This is a genomic window from Pseudomonadota bacterium, assembly GCA_022361155.1.
Taxonomy (GTDB): Bacteria; Myxococcota_A; Polyangia; order Polyangiales; family JAKSBK01; genus JAKSBK01.
This window is the reverse complement of sequence record JAKSBK010000122.1, coordinates 1-22,768: the sequence shown is the minus strand read 5'-3', so window position 1 is coordinate 22,768 and position 22,768 is coordinate 1. Positions and strand designations below refer to the sequence as shown.

Here is a 22,768-nt window from a genome sequence, read left to right as displayed (position 1 = left end):
CGAGTCCTCGCTTTGGTCTGGGCAGTCTGCTGCGGATACGGCTGCAGCGGTCGCACCCCGGCCCTGCCCCCCTCCGGGTCGGGAACCTCGGGAGGCGCTGGGTCGGGGCAGGCTGGTGGGGGTAGCGGCGTGGCAGGCTCGGGAGGCGGTGCGGCTGCGATGGGCGGTGCGGCTGCCATCGGCGGCGGCGGCGGCATCGCAGGAGCGGGCACCGGCGCAGGCGTCCCGGGGGGCGCAGGCGTGGCGGGCAGTGGCGGCGTCGCCGGATTGGGCGCCGGAGGGATGGGGGGGGTGCTCCCGCCGCCCCCACCACCGCCGCCCCCACCACCAGCCAAAGTCACGCTTCAGTGGATGCTCGAGCAGATGGTCGATCGCGACCGCCTAGCTCGTTTTCCCACGCTCCTGCGGCCCAAGACGCTTCAAGCCAGCAGCTACAACAGGCAATCGAAGCCGCCGGTCGGCTCGCCCGGCTGGTTCGCGGATCAGGACTTTAGTGGAGCGGTCCGCACCGAGGGAGGGGAACGGGTCTTGATGGAGCACCGGGGGCCGGGGGCCATCGTCAAGATGTGGAGCACCTATTATTACCAGAGCTTCGGTAGCCGCCGCGGGCCCATAGTAAGGATCTACCTGGACGACAACCCGACGCCGGTTATCGAGGAGTACTTGATCGAGTTGCTGACCAGGAACGAGTGGTCGCCGGCGGATTACGGCCCGGTGCCACCCAAGCAGAACAGCTTCGATGTCCCCGGAGTCCTGGCAGGTTTCACCGCCCGTGCCGGGAATCTGTACATGCCGATTCCCTACCAACGCAGCTGCAAGGTGACCGTCGTCGATACCCGAAACTGGTTCAACATCATCAACTACGTGGAATTCCCGCCGGGCACCGTTGTCGAGACCTATACCCCCCAAGGCTATCAGCAAGCCCTGGCCACCATGCAGGCGATCAGTTCTCAGCTCGCGAATCCCACGGACTTCGTGGGTGGCATACCCCACAACCAGACCGTCACCTTGAACCCGGGACAGTCGCTCCCGATTCCCTTGCCGCCGGGCAGCAACGCGGTTCGCCATCTCGAAGTGAAGCTCGCCGACACCTCGAGGCAACGCCTGCGCTCCACCATCCTCAAGGGCACCTTTGACGGCGAGCAGACGATCTGGACCCCGCTCGGTGACTACTTCTGCAGCGGCAACGAGGTCAATGCGTTCAAGACCTGGGAGCGCGAGATGCGTCCGGACGGCACCATGATCACGCGCTGGGTGATGCCGTACCAATATGCGGGCGAGATCGCCTTCGAGAACCTGGGACCGGATCCCGTGACCTTGGATGTCAAGCTACAGACTGCCCCCTGGTTCTGGGATGCGGACTCGATGCACTTTCACGCGCATTGGTGGACCACGGAACCGGTGCCAGGCAAGCCTTTTTCGGACTGGAACTTCGTGCACGTGGACGGCAAGGGTGTCTACGTCGCCGACGTCTGGACCGTTTTGAGCGCGAATCGAGAGTGGTGGGGCGAGGGCGACGAGAAGATCTACGTTGACGAAGCCTACGATCAGAACGGAACGGGGGACGATTTCCCCACCCACTTCGGTACCGGCACCGAGGACTACTACGGTTGGGCGGGCGGCGAGAATCCGACCGGACTCGATACCTTCAGTCACCCGTTCCTATCCAACGTGCGGGTGGGAAGCGCACAGAACAACCGGGGCTACAACATCACGACCCGCTCGCGGGTCTGGGATGCGATTCCCTTTTCCACGCGCCTTCACTTCGACATGGAAGCTTCGTTTGGCTTCCAGATGCGCAATCACTGGGACTTGCTCAAGTACTCGGTGGTGACCTACTGGTATGCGATTCCGGGCGCACGCCACAACCGGGTCCCTCAACCGGCCGAGGCCGCCAAGCCCGTCATGACCCTCCAGGATCTGGATGCTCGTATCGCAGCCTTGCGTGGAGGCCCCGCACCATAGCTGCTAAGGGCCCGCGGTAGAATAACTCGTGTGTTTCGGTGAGGACTGAGCGACGCTGGCGAGGCGCGACGACGAGGAGTATTGGGGATACTTCGAGGAGGAGCAACATAGCCAGCGCTGGTCAGAACCGGCTGAGTATCGAAGGCGAGTTCCTTGGGGCCTGAACGGTTACGTTCAAAACACCAGGTTGTTGATCTTGCAATCGTTGGAACAGTAGTCGTTGTTGATGCGGTTGCCGTCGTCGCATTGCTCGCCGGCGGTCACGACGCCGTCGCCGCAGGTTTCCTCGCACAGGGTCTGCAGGCGCTCGAAACCGGTGAGCTCGAGTTGAAAATGGGAGCCGCAGCAGCGCCGCTCGGCGTGAAACAGGGCTATCTCGTAAATCTGTCCTACCAGCAAGCCAAGTGTCCGGGACGGGAGCACGCACGTGCCGTCGCAGCTCGTCGTGCCGTCCGGCCTCAGCGTCACTCGTGCCGTCAACCGCGCGTGAACGCCGCCGAGATCCAGGGCCAGCATCCCCCCGATGAAGACCCAGACGTCGTCGTCGCCGCTGAACTGGAATTGCTCGCCGCCGCGAAACGTGAACCAGTAGCGTGTCTCGGTGCTGAACCGGAAGTTGCCTCCGTTTTGGCACACGCGCTGGTTTTCTTCCTGGCCGCTCGCCTGCCAGCCTCGACCATCGATGGGAACGAATCGGTCGGAGTCGAAGAGGTACTTGCTTGGTTGTGCCGGGTCTTGCTGCATTGCCAGCACATCGTACACGGTGCGCGACAGAGGCCCGTCGGTGTACCACTGGTCGAACAGGGCGCGGGAGTTGGTCTGCGCGCCTTGACAGCCTGGCCCCAATACCGGGGCTCCAACCTCGCATGCACCGGTGTATGCGGGCTTGAAGTTTGGGCCCAGCATGTCGTGGACCATGCCTGGTGATCCAATTGCAGGAGTGTTCGTGTCCGCAAAATCCTGATGGATCAGGTGCGCGTCACCGGCCATGCGGGTCACAGCCATGAAATCCCGGTAGACGACCGGGACCCGCAGCTCCATCGCGCCCGTCTGGCTGCCGCTGATAGGGAAGTTCAAGCACCTCCAGCCGGGCTCGAGCATGCAGCTCGCGGAGCAACCGTCTCCATCTTTACGGTTCCCATCGTCGCAGGCTTCCCCGGGAAACACCAGACCGTCGCCGCAGATCGCAGGGCAGGGACCCACGCCGCACTGCGGGACCGTCAAGCACTCGTGGCAACCGTCGAAGGGATTCTGATTTCTGTCATCGCAGTGCTCCAAGCCCTCGACCACGCCGTCCCCACACACGGTTCTGCGACAGGCCGGTACACACACCCAACCGGGCTCGATCTTGCAGGTGGGTGAGCAACCATCTCCAGGGATGTTGTTGCCGTCATCGCACTTCTCATCGAGCGCGCCCGACCCGGTTGATGCGACGATACCGTCACCACACCTGGCCGCGACGCAGGGGGAACCTGGCGCAGGACATTGCCAGCCTAGCTCGAGCTGGCAGTCCGGCGAGCAGCCATCGCCCGGCACCCGATTGCCGTCATCACACAGCTCGTGCAAGGGGTCGAGCACGCCGTCGCCGCACACCGACAAGCCGGTTGGAAAACCTCCGCCGCCCCCTTGACCGAAGGCGCCGCCAGCTCCGCCCAACGGCACTGGTGTGCTCCCCATGCCTCCCACCCCAGCAGTCGGCGGCGGGGTGCCGATCACGCCCGGTGAGTCTACTGGTCCGCTGCCGACCAGACCGGACCCTTGAGCGCAGGCCGTGCCAAGGGCTGCGAGCATCACATAGGCAAAGCGCACACTTTTGCAGCACAATTGGAAAATCGCATTACGCATGATAATACCTATAATCAGCTATGTTCGACCTCCAAACCTTTTGATCCATGCTGGTTCGATCAATCTACCCGAAGCCGCCCATGCACGACTCCAGAGGCGTTCAGCAGCCAACGCGTGATCATATTGGATAGCACATCGTGACCTTCTTGGGGATCTGAGAATCACCGCGGGGAGCAGCTGCCAACACGTGGACCCACGTCCGACCTGGCAGGCCGTTGAACACGCACCACCTTGGGCGTCGGGTCAAAAAAACCTAGAAATAGCAGCGACTTCCGAATATGGGCGCACGCCCATCGCAGCATTCGCTTGCCGTGTGGGGGGAAAGTAGGGTTTATATACAAACCTCCCCGCACTCCGAAGCGCTTCACGTCGACAAGCTCCGGTGGCGATCATGCCGGAATGCGGTGGCTTGGTGTTGGAGATGAACGTCATGGCAACGGCGCGAGCGCAGATGTTCTCGACGATCGGCCTCTTGGGACTGGTCTGCGCGGCATCAGGTTGTACGCAGCCACCGCCCACCTGCCAGGTCGCCAGGCTGCCCTTCGTGGCACGCTACGACCTCATCAGCGGCACGGGCCCCTGTGCCCAGCTCAAGGGCGAGATCTTTGGTGCGCACACCTATTACTATCCGTCCGAGAAGATGCAGGCCGATTTCCGCGCTGCGCGCGTCGCGCTAACCCCCGACCTGGTGGGCAGCTACGACAGTCTCTACCACGCGGCGCTCACCGCCCACGAGCACTGGCTGAAAGACAACACCGTCGGGGGCTACCGGGACCCCCAGGCGGTTGGAAGCCATAAGGTGTGCAACCCGACCATGCCCCAGCCCATCGACTGCTGCCCAGTGCCCTACGACCCGGAGAAGTGCAAGGTCGAAGAGCTCGCCTGCGACACGGCACCGCGGGACATGCCGCCCGGCGCGCCCGCACTGCCTGGCACCCCTCCGGCCTGCTACGACAAGTGTGAGACCGCCAACGACTGCGGCTCGGGCTGGGCCTGCAGAACCTCCCTGACAAATCCGATGGAGAAGCGCTGCGTGCGGCCCTACGAGCCCCTGCCCGTCGCTCCCAACTTCATCACACCCCACTATTCCATCGGTGATTTCGTAACGGCGGAGCCGGAGTCCAATGGCTTCTGCCAGGTGCCCGAGCTCAGTCCTGTGGAGGTGGACTTCCGTGTCCCGCTGGCGCAAGGCTTGATGGGACCACACGTCAAGTACGAGTGGTCGGAGCTCCAGGTGCTCGTTACCCCGGCGTATACGGGCAACCAGTGGTCCGCGATCCTCACCTACACCCGCGATGGCTGCAGCGCGACCTACGACGTGTGGGCCGTCGCGATCGATGTCGACAAGTACAAGAAGCTCTCCCATTTCGAGTACACGGCGGATCCAGAGAGTGTGATGCGGCTCGCCGAGACCAGGGCCGAGACCCGCAAGAACGCACGTTGCACGACCGTGCAGGACTGCGCCAAGGGCTGGCAGCTCAATCCCGAATTCAACCTCGAATGCATGCTGGGATTCTCGCTAGCGGACGAGCTGGTGCCCGACCAGACCACGGGGGTGTGCGCGCTGGCCGCTCCGCCCCCCTCGCTCGTGGGCTTCTGACACGCTGCCCGGAGCCTGCTCGTCTCGTGGGCGGTTGCTTGGAGGGGCAGGGGGGCTGGGTCGGGTGCTGGGTCGGACCTGGCACGGGGTCGGGATCTCTGTCCACGGCTGAAACCGAGCTCACGATCAAGCCCGTCGCCCTGCGGGCGAACACCGCGCTCATGAATCTCCGGTCCGTGGTCCTGGCACCGCTATAGGCCATGTTGCGCCTCCTCGAAATATCCCCAATATTCCTCGTCGTTGCGCCTTGCCAACGGCGCCCGGCCCTCGGCGCTACAGACGAGTTATTTTTCCGCGGGCCCTAAGGTTCTCGTTCCGGACACCCCGACGAGCGCTTGCCGTGTCGAACCTCGGGGTCTTCAAAGCTTCAAGTCGGGAATTGCCGTGACCAACGTGGGCCCAGGACAACGACGCAGTACGGGTGTGGGTTTCGTATCGCATGCCTTGTTTTCACAACTGGCAAAAATTTTCATATACAATTGAATGCGTGGGCCGATGGATCAAACGGTGGCTGCACCGACATTAACCTGCGGCACTAACTCGTGTACAACGATCGGGTCGGCATTGGTGTCGGGGCGCTACCGACATGGGATGCTCCCACGATGTTGAAACTGTGCTTGAGCGTAGCCGTCGCCAGCGCGGCCCTGGTTTGCGTTGCCTTTTGGGCCCCGATCGACGGTAGCTCCGGCAGAGGTCTGTGGCGCTTCATCGGCCGATTCCATGTGCTGGTCGTACATTTCCCGATTGTCTTGCTGCTGATTGCGCCTGTGTTGGATTGGTTGGCGGCGCGACAGCGGTTTCGTCGCTGGCGGGCGGCCGCGCTCCCGGTTTGGCTAGCTGGCAGCACCAGCGCGGTGGGAGCTGCGCTACTTGGGTTGCTTCTGGCGGCCAACGAGGGCCATCGGCCTGAGCAGGTCGAGATCCATATGCTGACCGGACTCGGCGCAGCCATCGTCGCAGTGGTCGCCACCGCGCTGCACATCGCGCGCGAGCGAACAGGCGGCCGCTTGGTTTCGCGCCTGTACGTCGTCTCGTGCGCCGCCTTGGTTGTCAGCATCACGATCACCGCCCACGCGGGGGGGAGCTTGGTTCACGGCGAGCGCTATCTGATCGCCCACGTCCCCCAGGCTCTGCGCGGCCTGCTTCCGGAGCAGGCACCGGGCGCCGTGGCCGAGAGCGACGATCCGGTGTTCAACGAACAGATAAGGCCCGTGATGCAGCAGTATTGTTTCGACTGCCACGGTCCCGATCTGCAGAAGGGCAATATGCGGCTCGACGTGCTCGACCCCGACTTGATCCACGGACACGATCAAGAGCAGTGGCAGCTGGCGCTCGACATGCTCAGTGCCGGGGACATGCCGCCGGAGAAGAAGCCACAGCCCAGCGCTGCCCAGCGAGCCAGCTTGGTCGACTGGATAGGCAGCTCGCTCGCAGCGGCTGTGGAGCTTCGCAGGAGCGCGGGCCCCGGCAGGCTTCGCCGGCTCACCCGAGAGCAGTACGCGCACGCGCTTCAGGACCTGTTGGGCCTTCCCATCGACTTCGGCGTGCGACTGCCTGGCGAGGCCAAGTCCGAGCTGGGATTCACGAACAGCCACGACACCCTGCAGACGTCGGCGCTGCACATCGACGCGTACCGGGCAATCGCCCAAGAGGCGTTGGACAAGGCGATCGTGGATGGGCGCGGGCCTGACACCACGCGCCTGCGTGTCAGCTTTGGCTCGGGCATCGGCACGGGGCAGCCTGCGGGGCGCTACGAAGCGTTCGTGGCGGTTCCTCTGGACACGGACGACTTCCGAGTGCACATCCTCGACGCGCAGGGCCACGCCGTGCAGCCGCGAGACGACGCCCACCGAGCGGAGCTCGAGGCCATCAAGCGCCACGTCGGCGTCGGATTGCGCGGCTCCTCGCGCGATCGCTTCGCGGTCACCGACGAGGGCATCCTGCTGTACTCCGCTCTGCCTCATAAGGAAGTCGCGCCCACGGCCTGGCAAGGCCCCTCGCCCAACCTCAAGCTTCAACTGCAGCGCGTCTTCCCGGCCGAGGGCTACGTGGCCATGCGGGTGACCGCCGCCAGGGCGCTGCCACCCAATCGCCCGCCACGCCGCCTTGTGCGCGCTCCCGCGAAACCGGCGGTGCAGCTTGGCGAAGACCGGCGCAGGCGCATCCTGGCTCCGGACGGATCTCGGATCCTGACCGCATCCAAAGTCGTTAGGTTCCAGGGGTTGCGCCGACGGGCCGGTTCGCTGCTGCCGAGGGTCGGCGCAAGGCGGCGTCAGGTCACGCTCCGCTTCGAGATCGCGACCGCTGGTCGCTACCAGTTTGACCTGGTGTTCCCCAAGCTCTCCAAGCGAGCCACGAAGTCCACGCCGGCAGGCGCGGCCGGACCCGCGCGGGTTCGCCTGGACCTTTCCAACTACGGGGGCTTGAACGTGGAGCTGCCCCTCGATCCAGAGGGCAAGGCTTCGCGATCGCCGTTGCCGCTCGGCGTGGCCCATCTGGAACCTGGGACGTTTGCCCTCAAGCTCGGCGGCGAGGCCTTCGCGGGGTTGCGTGCGGTGGTCGTCTCTCCCTACAAGGGCCCTCTGACCGCGCCGCTCTACAGCATCACGCCCAGCTCTCCCGAGCGCAGTCGAGAGCTTCTTGCGAAACCCGCGTCGCTGCAGCCCTTTGCCGGCACGTTGGTGGATGACGGCATGACCTACGAACGGCTGGCGCCTTTCCGTGAGCTCGCTGCGGGCACAGACACCACGACCTACGAGTTCGTAGCGCGCCTGGAGAATCTGCCCATGCCTGCCCGAGCCAACCAGGACACGGCCGTGTTGTCGGGCATCGCCCTGTTCGGCGTGTGGAACACTCCGCTGGTCAAGGAAAGTACGCAGGCAGGCGCCCCGTTGCTGATCAAGTCGATCGAGCTGGAGGCGCCCTACAACCCGGACGGGGTCTGGCCGCCCCGCAGCCATCGCGCGATCTTCACCGAATCGCAGCACGCCTGGGATCGCGACCGCTACACACCGGAAATCTTGGGCAGTTTTCTATCCAGGGCCTTCCGGCGACCGGCGAGCATGGGGGAAGTCGCCCGCTACACGGACTTGTGGCGCTCGCTCAAGGACGACTACCCGAGCTACGAGCAAAGTATCAAGGCGGTGTTGGTGGCCGCGCTCTGTTCGCCGAGCTTTCTATTCCTCGACAGTCTTGGCTCGCCTGAGAGCGCCAACGAGGGTGGCGCAGGCGAGCGGCACGTGGCACAGCACGCGCTCGCCTCGCGCCTGGCGTTCTTCCTCTGGAATTCGCCACCGGACCCGGAGCTGAGCACCCTCGCCGAACAAGGCCGACTGCTGGACGAGCTGCCGAGCCAGGTCGAACGGCTGCTCCAGCACGAAAGAAGCTGGCGCTTCGTACGGGTCTTCAGCCGCGAGTGGCTGCGCCTGGACCGGCACGAGGCCCTGCTGGTGGACGCGGACAAGTACCCCGAGTTCTCCCGTTTCGTGAAGCGAGACATGACGCAGGAGACCTACCATTTCGTGCATCGGGTCCTGCAGGAGAACCTCAGCATCATGGAGTTCATCGATTCCGATTTCGTGATGCTCAATCAGAACCTTGCGGAGTACTACGGGATCGCGGGTGTAAGCGGGAATCACTTTCGGCCGGTCGTGCTCACCCGCGAGCGCGGCCGCGGCGGCCTGCTCTCTCAGGGGGCCTTTCTGAGCGGTCATTCCACGGGCCTGGAGGCCCACCCCATCAAGCGAGCGGTCTGGCTAAAGGAGCGGATCCTGGGGATCAAACCGCCAGAGCCCCCACCCAACGTCCCCGAGCTCGACCCGGAGACGCCAGGCTTCGAAAAGCTCAGCCTCAAGCAGCAGCTACAGCTGCACCGGAGCAAGAAGTCCTGCCGGGACTGTCACGAAAAGATCGATCCATACGGCCTCGTCTTCGAGGCATACGACGCGACCGGCCGGCTGATGCAGCAGGCCAGGGGCCGGCCGATCGACGACGCCACCGAACTGCACGACGGCACTCGGATCCAGGGACTGCCGGAAATGAAGTCGCATATCCTGGAGCAGCTCCCCGACCGCTTCGCCATGGCGTTGATCAAGTACTTGTTCGCCTATGCCCTCGGTCGCGAACCGAGCTTCGCAGACCGCCCCGAGCTCAAGGCCATCCTCAAGCGCGCCAAAGAGCATGACTACGGCATGCGCTCTCTGATCCATGGGATCGTGAGCAGTCCCTCGTTTCATCGGATCTAGTGTCCTGCATCCCTGGTTTTGCACATAATGCATCGGCCCTTGACGCCGCTCGAGCCAGCGACCGTCCTGTTGACTATCTCCTTGAAATAGCGCTGCTATTCCGGCGTCGATTCGCCGGCCCGAGCGACCCCAATCGCTCGCAGACTTATGTACGAAATCAGGGATCCAGGACACTCGCAGACCGTGACAATGGCGCGCGTACGATCCATGCTGGGCAAAGCCGGGGGTCGGAGTAGCTGCAGGTGGCCAAATCGTTGCGGCTGAGTCGTAGGGCTGTGTTGAGAGGCGCCGGTGTCGCTGCCGTGCTGCCCTTTCTAGAGAGCATGGCTCCACGCCGGGCACGGGCACGCGGCCGCGGCCCAGCGCGACTCTGCTTCATCATGGTGCCCAACGGCGTGAGCCTGCCCGAAGAGAAGCAGTACCGGCAGTGGCGCTGGTTCCCCGAGCGTGAGGGCAAGCAGTACGAGCTCGGCCAGGTACTGTCTCCACTGCGCCCGTTCCAACAGCAGCTATCGATCCTGGGCGGCCTGAGCCACCCCAAGAGCCGCGAGCTGATGGGACATATCGCGGGCGACACCTTTCTCACGGCCGGGGATCTCCGTGGTAGCCGCTACCGCAATAGCATTTCGGCCGACCAGGTGGCAGTGCGCCAGCTGAAGCACCACACCCGCTATCCCTTCCTGGCGCTCTCCGCGGACGGCGGCGTGGGCTACAAGTCCCGGATCTCGACGCTCTCCTTCGACGCCAAGGGCCAGCCCATCCCAAGCGAGCATCGGCATCGAATCATTTTCGAGCGCTACTTTTCCCCCAACGGCCGGGATAGCAGCGAGCAGCGCCGGCGAGCACTGGCCCGCGAGCACAAGATCGTCGACATGCTCCGGGAAGACAGCGCGCGCCTGCGCGTGCGGCTTGGTTCGCGGGACCGACGCAAGCTGGACGATTATCTGGGGGCGGTGAGCCAGGTCGAGGAGCAGATCAAGCGCAACGAGCGTTGGCTGGATGTTCCACTCAAGAGCTACGACAGCACTGGCCTGAACCTGGACGTGAACCACAACGTAGATCCGCAGGCGTACATCCGGTCGATGCTCGATCTGATGGTCATGGGCTACCAAACCGACCTGACGCGCGTGATGACCTACATGGTGGCTCGGGAGGATGGTATCGGGGTGGGGGACCAATTTCCGAAGCTCGCGCTTGGCGCCAAGCAAGGGCACCATGCGATCTCCCACGACCTGAGCACCGGGCACTGGGCACAGTGGGGGCAGTACGATCGCTGGCTTGCAAGCCACTTTGCCTACTTTCTGGAGCGCATGCAGAACGCCGAGGACGAGCACGGTTCGCTCCTTCAGCACACGCTCGTGCTTTACGGCAGTCCATGCAGCACGACGCACAATGCTCGAAACTACCCTCTGATTTTGGCGGGAGGCAGCGAGCTTGGTGCACGACACGGCGCCTACACCCGTTTCGACGAGCGCATCCCGTTGTCGAACCTGTTCGTAAGCATGCTCGCTGCCGCCGGCGTCGAAGTCGAAGCCTTCGCTGACAGCACAGGCACCTTGCCTGGACTTTTCGGTTAGGGCCCGCGGAAAAATAACTCGTCTGTATCGCCGAGGGCCGACCATTCCAACACCTTGCTGGCCGTGATGCCGGGCGCGTTGGCTTGCGCGAGTTTCGGTCGATTCTGGACGAGAGCTTCCCTCCCCGATCGGGCCCGCGGCAACGCCGGTGCCTTCACTAGCCCGAGACTTCCGTTTCCGGCTACTATTTGCTAGAAAACAAGTATTTCAAGACGTGTTTCATCGATCGAGGAGCCAAAAAGCCATGCGCCATGCCCAGCCGCCGTTTCTCCCAGTCGCCTTCGTGCTCCTGTCGGGATGCACAGAGAGACCTCCCGATCCCATCGCAACTTCACGCGCGGATCCCGTTACGCCCACCTCGGTCGCCGAAACACCTTCAACGGGTGAGACCAGGCCCTCGGCCCCTCAGCTGCCCTACTACTTGCGAGGCTACGAACACCACGGCATCGAGCCGCAGGTCGATGAGACCACGCTGCGCGCCTCCAAGGCTGCGTACGAGTGGTACCGCGATGCCAAATTCGGCATGTTTATCCATTGGGGAATCTACAGCGTCGAAGGAAAGAACGAATGGGAAATGGAAAAACGCAAATGGAAGGTCGCGGATTACGAGAAACTGGCAGACGCCTTCAACCCAGTTGAATTCGATCCTAAGGAATGGGTAAGTCTGGCAAAAGAAGCTGGTATGAAGTATATCGTGATCACGTCCAAGCATCACGACGGGTTCGCCATGTGGGACTCGAGAATAAGCGACTGGGACATCGTTGACCGGACGCCCTACAAGAAAGACGTACTGAAGATGTTAGCGACCGAAAGCAAGAATCAGGGCATCGGGTTCGGTCTCTACCATTCCCATCTTGACTGGCATCATCCAGACTATTTCCCCAGAGGACGTACGGGTCAGCATGCCGGGCGCCCCAACTCAGGGGACTTCAACAAGTACATCGACTACATGAATGCGCAGGTAGCCGAGTTGGCTGGTGGCGACTACGGACCAATATCGAGCTGGTGGTTCGATGGTGTGTGGGACATCAAAGAGGGTGTGGACTGGCGGCTGAAGGAGACGTACGATCTGATTCACAGGCGGCTACCTCACGCAATGATAGGTAACAACCGCTTTTCCGTCCCCGAGTATGGTGAGGATTACCAAGTCTTCGAGAGAGACCTTCCGGGTCACCAGACGTACAAAAACAACACCACCACGGTTTCGTCTTTCCCGCTCGAATCTGCCGATACAATGAATAGACACTGGGGATACAACAAGGAGGATGGGGACTTCAAGAGCGTGAAGCAGCTGGTTCACTATCTGGTGAGAGCAGCTGGAATCGGAGGCAACCTCCTGTTGAATGTGGGTCCTCCGCCCAGTGGAGCGTTCCAGCCGGAGGTGATCGCGAGATTGCGTGGCGTAGGAAAGTGGACCAAGCAGCACGGCGAAAGCATCTACGGTACCAGGGGCGGACCCATGCCCGAGCGCAACTGGGGCGTGATGACCCACAATCAGGAGGGCACACACTCGTACGTGCATCTGCTCGAGCGTTTTGGCATGGATACGCTGCTGGTTCCCGTAACAGGCGATATCGAAGGGGTCACCCTTTTTCCCAGTGGTAAGCCGGTAAACTTCGTGCTTCGAGACTATCTGAAGATCCCCCTATCCGGCGTGACCCTGGATTCAACGGACACGGTCTTTGCGATCAAGCATCAGAGCAAGCTACGACCCGTTGAGTTCGTGATCGGGCCAAACGCCAAGGGCGAGATTGTGCTGGATAGCGCGAACGTGGTGCTGGAGGGGAAGCTGCGGCTCGACAGGGGAAACAGCGCCGTGCAGGAGTGGAAGAGGACAGCGGACCGAGCGTCCTGGCCGCTCAAAATTGAAACCGCGGGGCGCTATCGGGTGATCGTGGAAATGGCGTGCGGCAAGGGCTGCGCGGGCAATGGCTATCTCGTGAAGGTCGGAGGCAAGGAACTGCGTGGTCGGGTGAGGCGGACTGGTTCGTGGACCAGGTTTCAGCAAGTCAAGTTGGGTACGGTCTCCCTCGCCGCCGCGCAGTTTGAGGTCGCGGTCGAGGCAACCCGACTGCGGCCGGGTAGCGCATTGATGAATCTCAGGTCTGTGAAGCTGATTCCCATATGACGGGAATTCCCCTGCCACTGGGGCGAAGAAGATGCGCGAGGCTTGCAGCGAGCACTGATGGACGACAAGCGTTCGGAGCAGCCATGCAGCGGCGTGAGTTTCTCGAGCTAACGGGATTGCCACTCTTGGCTGACACCTGCAGGCTGCCGCCAATCTCCGGCGCCTTGAGTCTGCCAGTACCTTCAATGCGACTACTGGGACTCCCGCCGAAGCACCAGTCGCTTGCGAGTCCAGCGCGAGTCGCGGCGCTGCACGAAACGCATGGGTAACACCAAACGAGGTTCCGAAGGGGATCAGCGCTTCGAACCGCGCGAGGGTTTCGGCGGTCCAGGTCAAGGTACGTGCCTCGAGCACAGCGAGCCCGCTGCAGGAGCTCTTCAGCCGAAACACCGCCTCGCTCTGGAGTTATGCTGGGGGTTTCAGAAGTGCTGTGGACTGAGGCATGCTGGTGGGCATCCGCGAAATAGCCTTCTATTCCTCCTTGACATTTTCCATAACGATCTTCTTCTCTGTATCAACGGAATGTCGCATTTCCACTCCGCTTTTGACCAGCGGTACGTCCAGGGCATTCTTGTCGATGGCAATCCTAATCACGTCTACGCCTGGCCTATTCTCCTCCAAAGTAATACGTAGTTTATCGTTCATGACTTCACAGCTCAGCGGTTCGCCCTTCATATTCGTACAGGATTCTATTTTTGCATCCAGGCTATCAACCGTCAGTACGCGCAGGCCTTCATCCAACAGATGCAGATAGACATTACTGCCTTTGTTCGTACTAACCACCTCTTTTGAAGGCAGGTATGGTCCTCCCCTAGTACCGTAGACTGCCTCCCCGTTTGTATCCAGCCATTTTCCTAATTGTTTAAGCACTTCTACTTGATTCGGCTCAATGAATCCGTCGGGATGAGGGCCTATGTTGAGCAGCAGGTTTCCATCGTTGCCCACGGCCCTGCTCAGCATTGCTTGAATCTGCTCTACTTGCTTTATTGGTTCCTTCGGTACCCAGTGCCAGGATACCCCAAGTTTCATAATAGATTCCCAGTGATTATCTCGGTCAAAATTTCCTATGAAATTCTCCGGTGTATAATAATCTCCTTTATCTGTTGGCTTGTAGTGGGACCTTTGCATCCTATTGTTGGTAATGATGCCTTCCTGGAGCTGCAGGCTGTACTCATAAAGATCCCTGGCGTGCTTCTCTGTCCACTGCAGATTCGGATCGTCGATTCCCTCGCTCATCCAGGCGCCATCGTACCAGAGGAGCCCGATTCGCCCGTACTTGGTGGTAAGCTCCCTGAGCTGGGCGTTCATATAGGAAATATAGTTCTTGATGTTAGGCGCTATATCCGGGGGAAGATCGTACCCTCTACCTCCATGCGTGATTCCCGTCGCATGCGGATGGTACCAGTCCATGATGGAGTAGTAGAGGCCAAAGGTAATGCCGTGTTTTTTGCACGCCTCAGCGAGCTCCGCTACCACGTCGCGCCCCGTAACTGCGTAGATGTCGTAATTGGTATACTTCGAGTCCCACATGCAGAAGCCGTTGTGGTGTTTCGCCACGAAAACAAAGTACTTCATGCCGGCATCGGCAAATGCACTTACCCATGCTTCTGCATCGAAATTCTGAAGTGTCATTCTGGTGTAGTATCGATCAAATTCTTCGGCAACGATGGGTCTTCCTCGGTAAGGATCGGGCTGGTGTTCCGCGTCGTAATGAACCACTTTTCCTATGGTGTCAGGGGTAAAATGGACCATTCCACCAAAACGCGCATCTCTGTGCCAGCGTATGCGTTCCTCTCTGTTGTCAAGGAGCTGCCTTATGGGCCCTTTTTCTCTATTGGCGCGTTGCGGGATCTCCTTGTCTCTCGATTGACAGGCTACCAACAACAGGCACAGAAGCACGCGTTGCGTTAGTTTGCCGGGCAGCACAGCGAGTCCAAGCCGCAATAGCGCCCCGTCCGACCGCCTTGCCTCGCCCAACCGCCTTGCCTCGCCCAACCGCACCGCTGCGCTCCACCACCTTGCCGGCCTGCCACCGAAGCAGCGGCCCGGCGCCGTTGCCGGTGCTCCGCAACCGGTCAGAGGGAGTGGATTCCTTGGACGATGTCGAGCCTTGAGCACGCTAGCCTCTTTGGTTCGAGTTCGAGGCTAGCGCGTGGGGCGCGTGGTCATCAAGCATCTGGGGCGCGTGCGCCCGCAGGAGTCGCCTCGAGAGCCACGGTGTGCAGAAAGGGTGCCTCATGTTATAAACATGCGTTGTGCTAGGCGGCCGCGGCCACGCACCGTCGGCACCCTCAGCTCAGCGAGTCCCGGTCTATGGTTTCGCCCCTCAATGCCTACCAAGTCGGCGTGCGTGCATTTGCGTGCTCTGCCTTGGCAGCGCTCCTGTGGAGCCTCACCGGCTGCAATTCCGGCACCGTTGGAGCCGGCGGGTCGGGCCCGATGGCTACGGGCGGCACGGCCAACTCGCCGCCGGTGGCCGGCCTCGCCGGCACTGCAGCGGGGCTCGCCGGGGTCCCCGGCCCCGTTGCGGGAGCAGGTGCGAGCGGCGCGGGGGCAACGGCGGGCGCTGTGGGCGGCACGCCGGGAGGTTTCGGTGGTTTGGCCGGCAGCCTGGCCGGAGCGCCCGCCGCGGGCATGGGGGGCTCGGTGCTGCCGCCGGTGCCAGGGCTGCCGCCGGCCGCGGTGGTTCCCACGCCTCCGCAAGTTGCGTACCAGGCACAGGAGCTAATCGGCTTCATCCACTTCGGCGTGAACACCTTTACGGATCGGGAGTGGGGCGATGGAAGGGAAGACCCGCGCATTTTCAACCCGAGTCAGCTCGACACGCGACAATGGGCGCAGGTGGCCAAAGCCGCCGGCATGGGAACGCTGATTCTGACCGCCAAGCATCACGACGGCTTCTGCTTGTGGCCATCGCTATTGACCGATCATTCGATCGAACGCTCGCCCTGGAAAGCGGGCCTAGGAGACGTGCTGGGCGAGCTGTCGCAGTCGTGCCAGCAAGCAGGCATCCGGCTTGGCGTCTACCTTTCGCCGTGGGATCGAAACGCTCCACTCTACGGCACGCCCTCGTACAACCAGTTCTATCTTGGGCAGCTCGAGGAACTGCTGACCAGGTATGGCCCGATCGCGGAAGTATGGATGGACGGTGCCAAGGGCGCCAACGCACCCGCGATGGCGTACGACTTCGAGGCCTATTGGGCTCTGATCCGCAGGCTTCAACCCGGCGCGGTGTTGTTCTCGGATGCGGGCCCGGACGTCCGCTGGATCGGCAACGAGCATGGCAAGGCGCCGTCTACGTGTTGGTCCACCATCGACCGCAGCAAGATCACGATCGGCAACGGCAGTGCTACGCAGCGGCAATACCTGGGCAGCGGCGACCCCAACGGCCAGGATTGGGTGGCGGCCGAGTGCGACGTATCCATCCGGCCCGGTTGGTTCTACCACGCGTCCGAGGACTCTCGCGTCAAGTCGCCCAGAGAGCTCGTGAGCTTGTACTACGAGTGCGTGGGCCGTAACGCCACGCTGCTGCTCAATCTGCCGCCCGATCGACGCGGCCTGATTCACGAGAACGACGTTGCCGCCTTGCGCGAGTTCCGGTCGATTCTGGACGAGAGCTTTCGGGCCAATCTGGCGCTGGGGGCCAGGGCGACGGCCAGCAACGTGCGCAGTGCGCACCCTCAGTTCGATCCCGCCAAGACCACCGACGCCGACACCACGAGTTACTGGGCCACCGACGACGGTCTGGGCCAGGCGAGCGTGACCCTCGAGCTCGCCCAGGAACAGAGCTTCGATCGCATCATGATCCAAGAGCCCATCTGGCTGGGACAGCGCATCGAGCACTTCGCCGTCGAGGCCGAGCAACTCGGCCAGTGGAGGCAACTCACCGACGGAAGCACCGTGGGCTACAAGCGGCTGGCGCGCGTACCAGCAACCCGCGCCCGCAGGGTACGCTTCTCGTTCCGCACCGCACGCTCGGCCCTGGCGATCTCCAACCTGGGCCTATTCAAGGCCTCGCCGCGAGAGACGGGGGACCCGAGCGGCTCGCTCGCGTTTGGCAAGCCGGCCACTGCAAGCAACGTGACCGGCCCGCCCAACGTGTACACCGCGGACAAGGCGTTCGATGACAACCCGGACACGCGCTGGGCCACGGACGATGGTCTCGCCCCGTGGTGGCTGGAGGTCGATCTCGAGGTCAACCCGGCGGCGCCGGCCCTGATCGGGCGCGTGATGATCGATGAGCCCCTGCCGTTCCATCGGATCCAGCAGTTCGAGCTGCAGGCATTTGATGGTCAGACGTGGAGGACCTTCCACACGGGCACCACCGTGGGCAGCAAGCACCAAATCCACGTGCAGCCGGTCACGGCCTGGCGGGTGCGGCTCCATGTCCTGAGGTCTACCAGGGGTCCGACCATCGCGGAGCTCCAGCTCTTCGCTCGGTGACGCCTCAAGGGATCTCGGAAGGCAGCATCGCGAAGTTGAAGCTGCGGCTGTTGCCAGCCTCCTCGAGCTGAAAGGACGACGAGCCCACGGGCTGTCCGTTTAGCAACGTCAGATTGCGTCCCGGCCCCATGCCCCGGATGCTGACGCGCTGGCCTTCGCCGAAACCTCGAGTGATCGAGACGCCTGTTACGCGCTGTAGCGACTCTGCAACGTTCTCGTCCGGGAATTTGGCGATGTCCTCAGCCGCCACGGCATCGACAATGGCGTCGGCCCTGCGCTTGGTGGCAAGCGCTTGCTCGGCGCTGCGGCGAATGCCCCGCACGTGGACAATCTCGGTGTCTGGCCCGGGTTTCCCTCTCGGCCGCGCTGCGCCCTGGCCTGGCCTTGGAGTTGGAGAGGGCGCTGTCGCCTCGTTAGCGACCGGTGCGTGCGCTTCGGCTTCGTGCTCGGCCGCTTCATGTGCATGATCCTGCGCGACTGCGGTGGCCGCGAAGGGCAGGAACAATAGAAGGCTGGAAGAACCTTCCAACTAGTGCCCAGCCCGCAACTCCGAACCGAGCATCGCGCGGCGTCGCGAAGTCGAATGGCGTGCTGGCGAACCGAGGGAATGCAGCGCATGCGGTCGGAATTGAGAAGGGTCGAACGTGAGCCGGCGCGGCAGACGGCTTCGCGCCGCAAGCTAGGCGACGGGGAGCGAGTTCTGGACCACGAGATGCATGCGGAGCCTTCTAGCTGGGCGCATTCTCCAGATTGAGTGGTAGCTTGGACAATCAAGGAAGACGTTGCGGCGCGATGGCCGTGGTGCGCTCATGGTGACGTCGTAAGCATGTACAGCGCTCCGGTTCCACCGGGCAACTCGGTGACCAGGCGGAAGCGACCTCCTCCCAGAGCTGTTACCGGTGCCATTTGAGCCAGGCCCGTCTGTCGATCAATTTGCTTGATGAAGCGCGGTGGGTTTCCACCCAAGTCGATTTCCAACGTAACCTGTTGGCGGGCGTCATGCGCTGTCTTGTGGTCTTTGGAGGTGAAACCGTTGGTGATCATGAAAAACTGCGCATTGGGATCCCTGAAGAAGGCGGGGTCGCCTCCCTCGGCTGCGGGAATCACCTGGAAGTAGCCGACATACAGATCGGCCTGCTGTCCCGTGTGCTCGGGCCCCAAGAGCGAGCCCGAAATGCTGCGAAGGTAGGGGTCCGCGTTCTGGTCCCACGCAGGAGTGGCTCCGATGGTTCCGGTATCAGTACCAGGCGCACCGGCCACAAAGCGGATATCGGTCGTCTTCAGCCGCACGAGGTACGGACCCCAATTCCGGCTTTCCTGGTTGGCCTTGCTGGTCCAGCCCATGGCCTCGCTGGGCATCCGCGGCAGGCCGTTTTCAAGCAGCATGGACCAAGTGGTCGGTTGACTGCCCATACCCTCATCGTCGCCCTGCAGCCAGCGGAACCAGTTGAGCCAGCGCCCCCCGTAGGTCCAGGTCATGAAATAGTACAGCCTGATTTGCGATTCCGTGAGCGTGTACATGCCGTCCCAGCGGTATCCCTGCGTGAACTGACCGAACGCTATCGGCTCCATGCCCGCACCGTCGACGCCCGCCAGGGCATGCCTGCGGTAGTTGAGCAACCCTTCGGCCATGCCCCGGGAGCCCCGGAAGTTGCTCGGCTTGTTTTGGCCGAACCAGTACGAGTCGAAGCTGATTAGGTCGGGCTTGGCGGTGCGAATGTAGTCGCCCATGTTCGGATGCGACCATTGCTCCCCCACTGGTTGTTGTGCACAAGCACGTGCGGGTAGTGTCGACGCGTCACCTCGTACCAGTCCCGCAGGTGGTCGACGAGGGTGGGGCTGTAACCTTCCTCGTCGCCGAACAGAATCACGGTCAGGTGGTTCAACCGCGCCAGCTGTTCCGGCCTGAGAAAGCCGCTGGCGCGCTCCTGCTGGGTCGGGCCACGCCTGAGAGGATCCGCGTCGGGTGCCTTGGCCAGAGACCACTGCGAAAGGGGTCGTGCCTCCATGAAGCGCGGATTCCATAAGGGCGGGCCAAAGAAGGTAGGGCCGCCAAAGCCGGACAGATCCCAATCAGCGGGGTCGAGGATGAAGTGGGGCTACCCCGTGTGGTTGACGAGCTCCTCGGTTCCCAGCAAGATGCTCGAGACGTTCGCGGTACGATCTGTCCCGGCAAAGGACTAGAAGCCGCGCGATATTCCGAATGCGATTCCTGTTCATCGTCCTGTGTTTGCTTTTCGTGGCTGTGCCCTCGGCTCGAGCACAGTTGGGTGTGTCGGTCATCAAGGGCACGGTGATCGACGCAGTCCGCGACGAACCGATCGTCGGGGCGCGAGTGTCGGTGAGGTCGCCCAACCTCCAGGGCACGAAGCGTGCGACCACGGACCGGCGCGGGCGCTTCCGCATCGCCAACCTGCCACCGGGTGACTACACGGTGCTGGTGCACGCGAGGGACTACCGTCCCTCGGAGCATACGGGAATTCAGCTGCGTACCAACACCACGGTCAAGGTCGACGGGACCCTGCTGTCGGCCAAAGAAGACGTGGAAGAGATCGAAGTGCAGGGCATGAAGGCCCCCGTCGATGTGGGCTCAGCCCAGAACATGACCACGATCACCCCCGACTTCGCGCAACACATACCCATGGCTTCGCCCGCCAGCCGTGGGGGGCTTCAGCGTTCGTTCGAGTCGATCGCCTTGATGGCTCCCCAGGCCGGGTCCGGGCACAGAGGCACAGCGATCAGCGGGACCACCGCGCCAGAAAACCTCTACCTCGTCGACGGTCTCGGTGTCGGGGGCGAAAACCGCCAGAACCAGACCGCCCTTTCGATCGATTTCGTGGATCAGCTCAACGTGATAACGAGCGGCTACTTGCCCGAGTACGGACGCGCGACCGGGGGAGTGCTCAACGCGACCACCAAATCGGGATCCAACGAACATCGTGGCGCGGCCTGGTTCACCCTCTCACCCCCGTGGCTCGAGGCTGGACGCAAGTACGTGAAGCCGAGGGCCTCAACCATCGTGCACCAAAGCGAGCTTGCCAGTCGTTGGGACCTGGGCGGTGCCGCGGGCGGACCCATCCTGCTCGACAAGCTCTGGTATTACGTGGGATTCGACATCGCGTTCACAACCAACCAGCATCATCGCGCACTCCACCGCTTCTTGTTGGACCCGATGACAGGTGCGCGGATCAAGGACACCGAGGGCGAGCCGCTCACGGAAGAGATTCCTGGCACGCGTGTCGACTACCAAACTCGAGACCATAACCTGCAGTTGCTCGGCAAGCTCACCTACAGCCCCAACAGCAACAATCGTCTGGCCGCGAGCTTCATCACCACACCGTGGTGGCCGAGCCGGATACGCTCCGGAAACCCGTACGTCGATGCGGATCAGCAACAACGCTACACCTCGACCTACCAGCTGACCTTCAAGTGGGACGTGAACTCCGACGACTATCGCAAGCTTCTGAACACGACGCTGGGCATTCACCAAACCACCTTTCGCAGGCTTCCTCTCGACGGCTCACGTCTCGGAGAAGGAGCCACCGGGATCGCCGCCACGCCGAACCTGATCTGGAGCTCGGCCCAACCGCGGTCCATTACCGCTTTCGAGTCCTATCCCGGACTCGAACAGGCCTGTGCTTCCATCCATGGCGAGCTCCCCTGCCCAGCCCCCGGCTACAGCGTCGGCGGCCGGGGCTTCATGTATGACGGCACGACGAACCGGCTGCAGCTAACCAGTATGGGCACCCTGATCGTACCCGACTTCTATGGCGAGCACGTCATCAAGGCAGGCATCGACCTCCAAATAGAGCACTATCAGGCCGCGCACGGAGAGACTGGCCTGCACCGGATCGACGAGCATTCCTCCGGAGATCGCTTTACCAGCAACGGGCCTGCGTTCCTGCTTTCCCCGGACGAACCTTCCTGGATCACCTGGTTCAGCCGCTCGGCCGCCAATCATCTGTACGGCGCCTTCCTGCAAGACAGCTGGCACGTGAGCGACCCGGTGACCGTCAATCTCGGGCTGCGGTACGATATGCAATTCATGCTGGGCAAGGGTGCGGGACAGGGACTCACCCTGCCCTCCCAGATTGCGCCGCGAATCGGCGTCATTTGGGATCCGAGCGAGGAAGGCAAAGCTCGGATCTTCGCGAACTATGGCCGGTTTTTTCATAGCATGCCGGTCCGAAGCTCCCTGCACCTGCTTCATGGCCAGCCCTGGCTAAGAGGATACCACCTGCCCGCCACTGGGTATCCAAACAATTGTGACCTCAACGCATTTGACTCTCCGAATGCGTGCTACGAGTCCAATCCTACCTACCGTTATTTGCGCAATGGCCGCTCTGACCCGAATCTGAGCACGGTCGCCATCGGCTCGAGCCTTGTGCCGATCGACGCCTCGCTCACCGCTCAGTACAACTCCGAGATCTCCCTGGGCGCCGAGTACAATCTTTTTGGTCTTGCGAGGGTGGGCGCCACCTATACCCATCGCTGGCTCAACAACCTGATCGAAACCATGAGCCTCGACGAGACACAGACGATCTTTCTCGGTAATCCGGGCCGGGGTCTCGGCAGCGGCTTTGCCAAGGGAGTTCGCAATTATCACGCGCTCACGTTGGCTGTAACCAAGCCCATGAGCTCCCACTGGCTCCTGCAGGCAAACTATACCCTCGCCTCCTTGCGAGGGAACTACTCAGGGCTCGTCAACACGGACAGCGGTCAGTTCGAGCCGAATATGAACTCCGATTTCGACGTCAAGGATCTGCTCGTCAATCGTTACGGTCCGCTTTCGGGGGACGTCCGTCATACCTTCAAGGCATACGGCGCCTATATTCTCACGTTATTCAACAACCACGAGATCAATATCGGCACTGCGCTCAATGCGCACTCTGGCCGACCCACCAACTACTTGGGTTCCCACGAACTGCTGGGCAGCCGGCAGGTGTTCATACTTCCCCGCGGGTCG

Annotated in this window: 12 protein-coding genes and 1 pseudogene; 7 read left to right on the top strand and 6 right to left on the bottom strand. The window is 62.3% G+C overall.

What is annotated here, in order from left to right; all coding sequences use genetic code 11:
• A partial coding sequence (locus MJD61_04220) for a DUF2961 domain-containing protein (GenBank protein ID MCG8554481.1) occupies nucleotides 1-1,965 on the top strand: 1,965 nt, incomplete at its 5' end.
• Nucleotides 1,966-2,139: 174 nt separating this feature from the next.
• Here MJD61_04220 and MJD61_04215 read toward each other — a convergent pair.
• On the bottom strand, nucleotides 2,140-3,543 hold the full coding sequence (locus tag MJD61_04215; GenBank protein ID MCG8554480.1) for a DUF4215 domain-containing protein: 1,404 nt from the start codon (nucleotides 3,541-3,543) through the stop codon (nucleotides 2,140-2,142).
• A gap of 649 nt (nucleotides 3,544-4,192) precedes the next feature.
• On the opposite strand from MJD61_04215, the gene MJD61_04210 reads away from it, so the two are divergent.
• From MJD61_04210 to MJD61_04195, 4 genes are all read left to right on the top strand, one after another.
• The gene (locus tag MJD61_04210; GenBank protein MCG8554479.1) at nucleotides 4,193-5,410 is read left to right on the top strand and encodes a hypothetical protein; all 1,218 of its coding nucleotides are present in this window, start codon (nucleotides 4,193-4,195) and stop codon (nucleotides 5,408-5,410) included.
• A 602-nt stretch (nucleotides 5,411-6,012) separates the two neighbouring features.
• Nucleotides 6,013-9,654, top strand: coding sequence for a DUF1592 domain-containing protein (locus tag MJD61_04205; GenBank protein ID MCG8554478.1), 3,642 nt, complete (start codon nucleotides 6,013-6,015; stop codon nucleotides 9,652-9,654).
• A 236-nt stretch (nucleotides 9,655-9,890) separates the two neighbouring features.
• Entirely contained in the window at nucleotides 9,891-11,231 is a 1,341-nt protein-coding gene (locus MJD61_04200; GenBank protein ID MCG8554477.1) for a DUF1552 domain-containing protein, read from the top strand.
• A 244-nt stretch (nucleotides 11,232-11,475) separates the two neighbouring features.
• Nucleotides 11,476-13,359 (top strand): alpha-L-fucosidase, encoded by a 1,884-nt coding sequence (locus tag MJD61_04195; protein MCG8554476.1) that lies wholly within the window; start codon nucleotides 11,476-11,478, stop codon nucleotides 13,357-13,359.
• 471 nt (nucleotides 13,360-13,830) lie between these two features.
• Here MJD61_04195 and MJD61_04190 read toward each other — a convergent pair whose 3' ends face one another.
• Both MJD61_04190 and MJD61_04185 read right to left on the bottom strand, forming a co-directional pair.
• Nucleotides 13,831-15,243 (bottom strand): alpha-L-fucosidase, encoded by a 1,413-nt coding sequence (locus MJD61_04190; protein ID MCG8554475.1) that lies wholly within the window; start codon nucleotides 15,241-15,243, stop codon nucleotides 13,831-13,833.
• 449 nt (nucleotides 15,244-15,692) lie between these two features.
• Nucleotides 15,693-15,911 (bottom strand): annotated as a pseudogene (locus tag MJD61_04185) (hypothetical protein).
• A gap of 307 nt (nucleotides 15,912-16,218) precedes the next feature.
• Here MJD61_04185 and MJD61_04180 point away from each other — a divergent pair.
• Nucleotides 16,219-17,802, top strand: coding sequence for an alpha-L-fucosidase (locus MJD61_04180; GenBank protein ID MCG8554474.1), 1,584 nt, complete (start codon nucleotides 16,219-16,221; stop codon nucleotides 17,800-17,802).
• A gap of 4 nt (nucleotides 17,803-17,806) precedes the next feature.
• On the opposite strand, the gene MJD61_04175 is transcribed toward MJD61_04180, so the two are convergent.
• From MJD61_04175 to MJD61_04165, 3 genes are all read right to left on the bottom strand, one after another.
• Entirely contained in the window at nucleotides 17,807-18,124 is a 318-nt protein-coding gene (locus MJD61_04175; protein MCG8554473.1) for a TonB-dependent receptor plug domain-containing protein, read from the bottom strand.
• 485 nt (nucleotides 18,125-18,609) lie between these two features.
• Nucleotides 18,610-19,533: a hypothetical protein gene (locus MJD61_04170; GenBank protein ID MCG8554472.1), complete on the bottom strand. Its 924-nt coding sequence runs from the start codon at nucleotides 19,531-19,533 to the stop codon at nucleotides 18,610-18,612.
• Complete coding sequence (locus MJD61_04165) at nucleotides 19,497-19,811, bottom strand: hypothetical protein (protein ID MCG8554471.1); 315 nt, start codon at nucleotides 19,809-19,811, stop codon at nucleotides 19,497-19,499. Before MJD61_04165 ends, MJD61_04170 begins: the two co-directional genes overlap by 37 nt.
• Before the next feature lie 194 nt (nucleotides 19,812-20,005).
• On the opposite strand from MJD61_04165, the gene MJD61_04160 reads away from it, so the two are divergent.
• The coding region (locus MJD61_04160) for a TonB-dependent receptor (GenBank protein ID MCG8554470.1) at nucleotides 20,006-22,768 on the top strand (2,763 nt) is incomplete at its 3' end.

Coding starts and splice junctions, on each gene's coding strand:
- MJD61_04205 (MCG8554478.1), top strand. CDS start 6,013: ATGTTGAAACTGTGCTTGAGCGTAGCCGTCGCCAGCGCGGCCCTGGTT.
- MJD61_04195 (MCG8554476.1), top strand. CDS start 11,476: ATGCGCCATGCCCAGCCGCCGTTTCTCCCAGTCGCCTTCGTGCTCCTG.
- MJD61_04180 (MCG8554474.1), top strand. CDS start 16,219: ATGGGAACGCTGATTCTGACCGCCAAGCATCACGACGGCTTCTGCTTG.
- MJD61_04170 (MCG8554472.1), bottom strand. CDS start 19,533: ATGGGCGACTACATTCGCACCGCCAAGCCCGACCTAATCAGCTTCGAC.
- MJD61_04165 (MCG8554471.1), bottom strand. CDS start 19,811: ATGGAGGCACGACCCCTTTCGCAGTGGTCTCTGGCCAAGGCACCCGAC.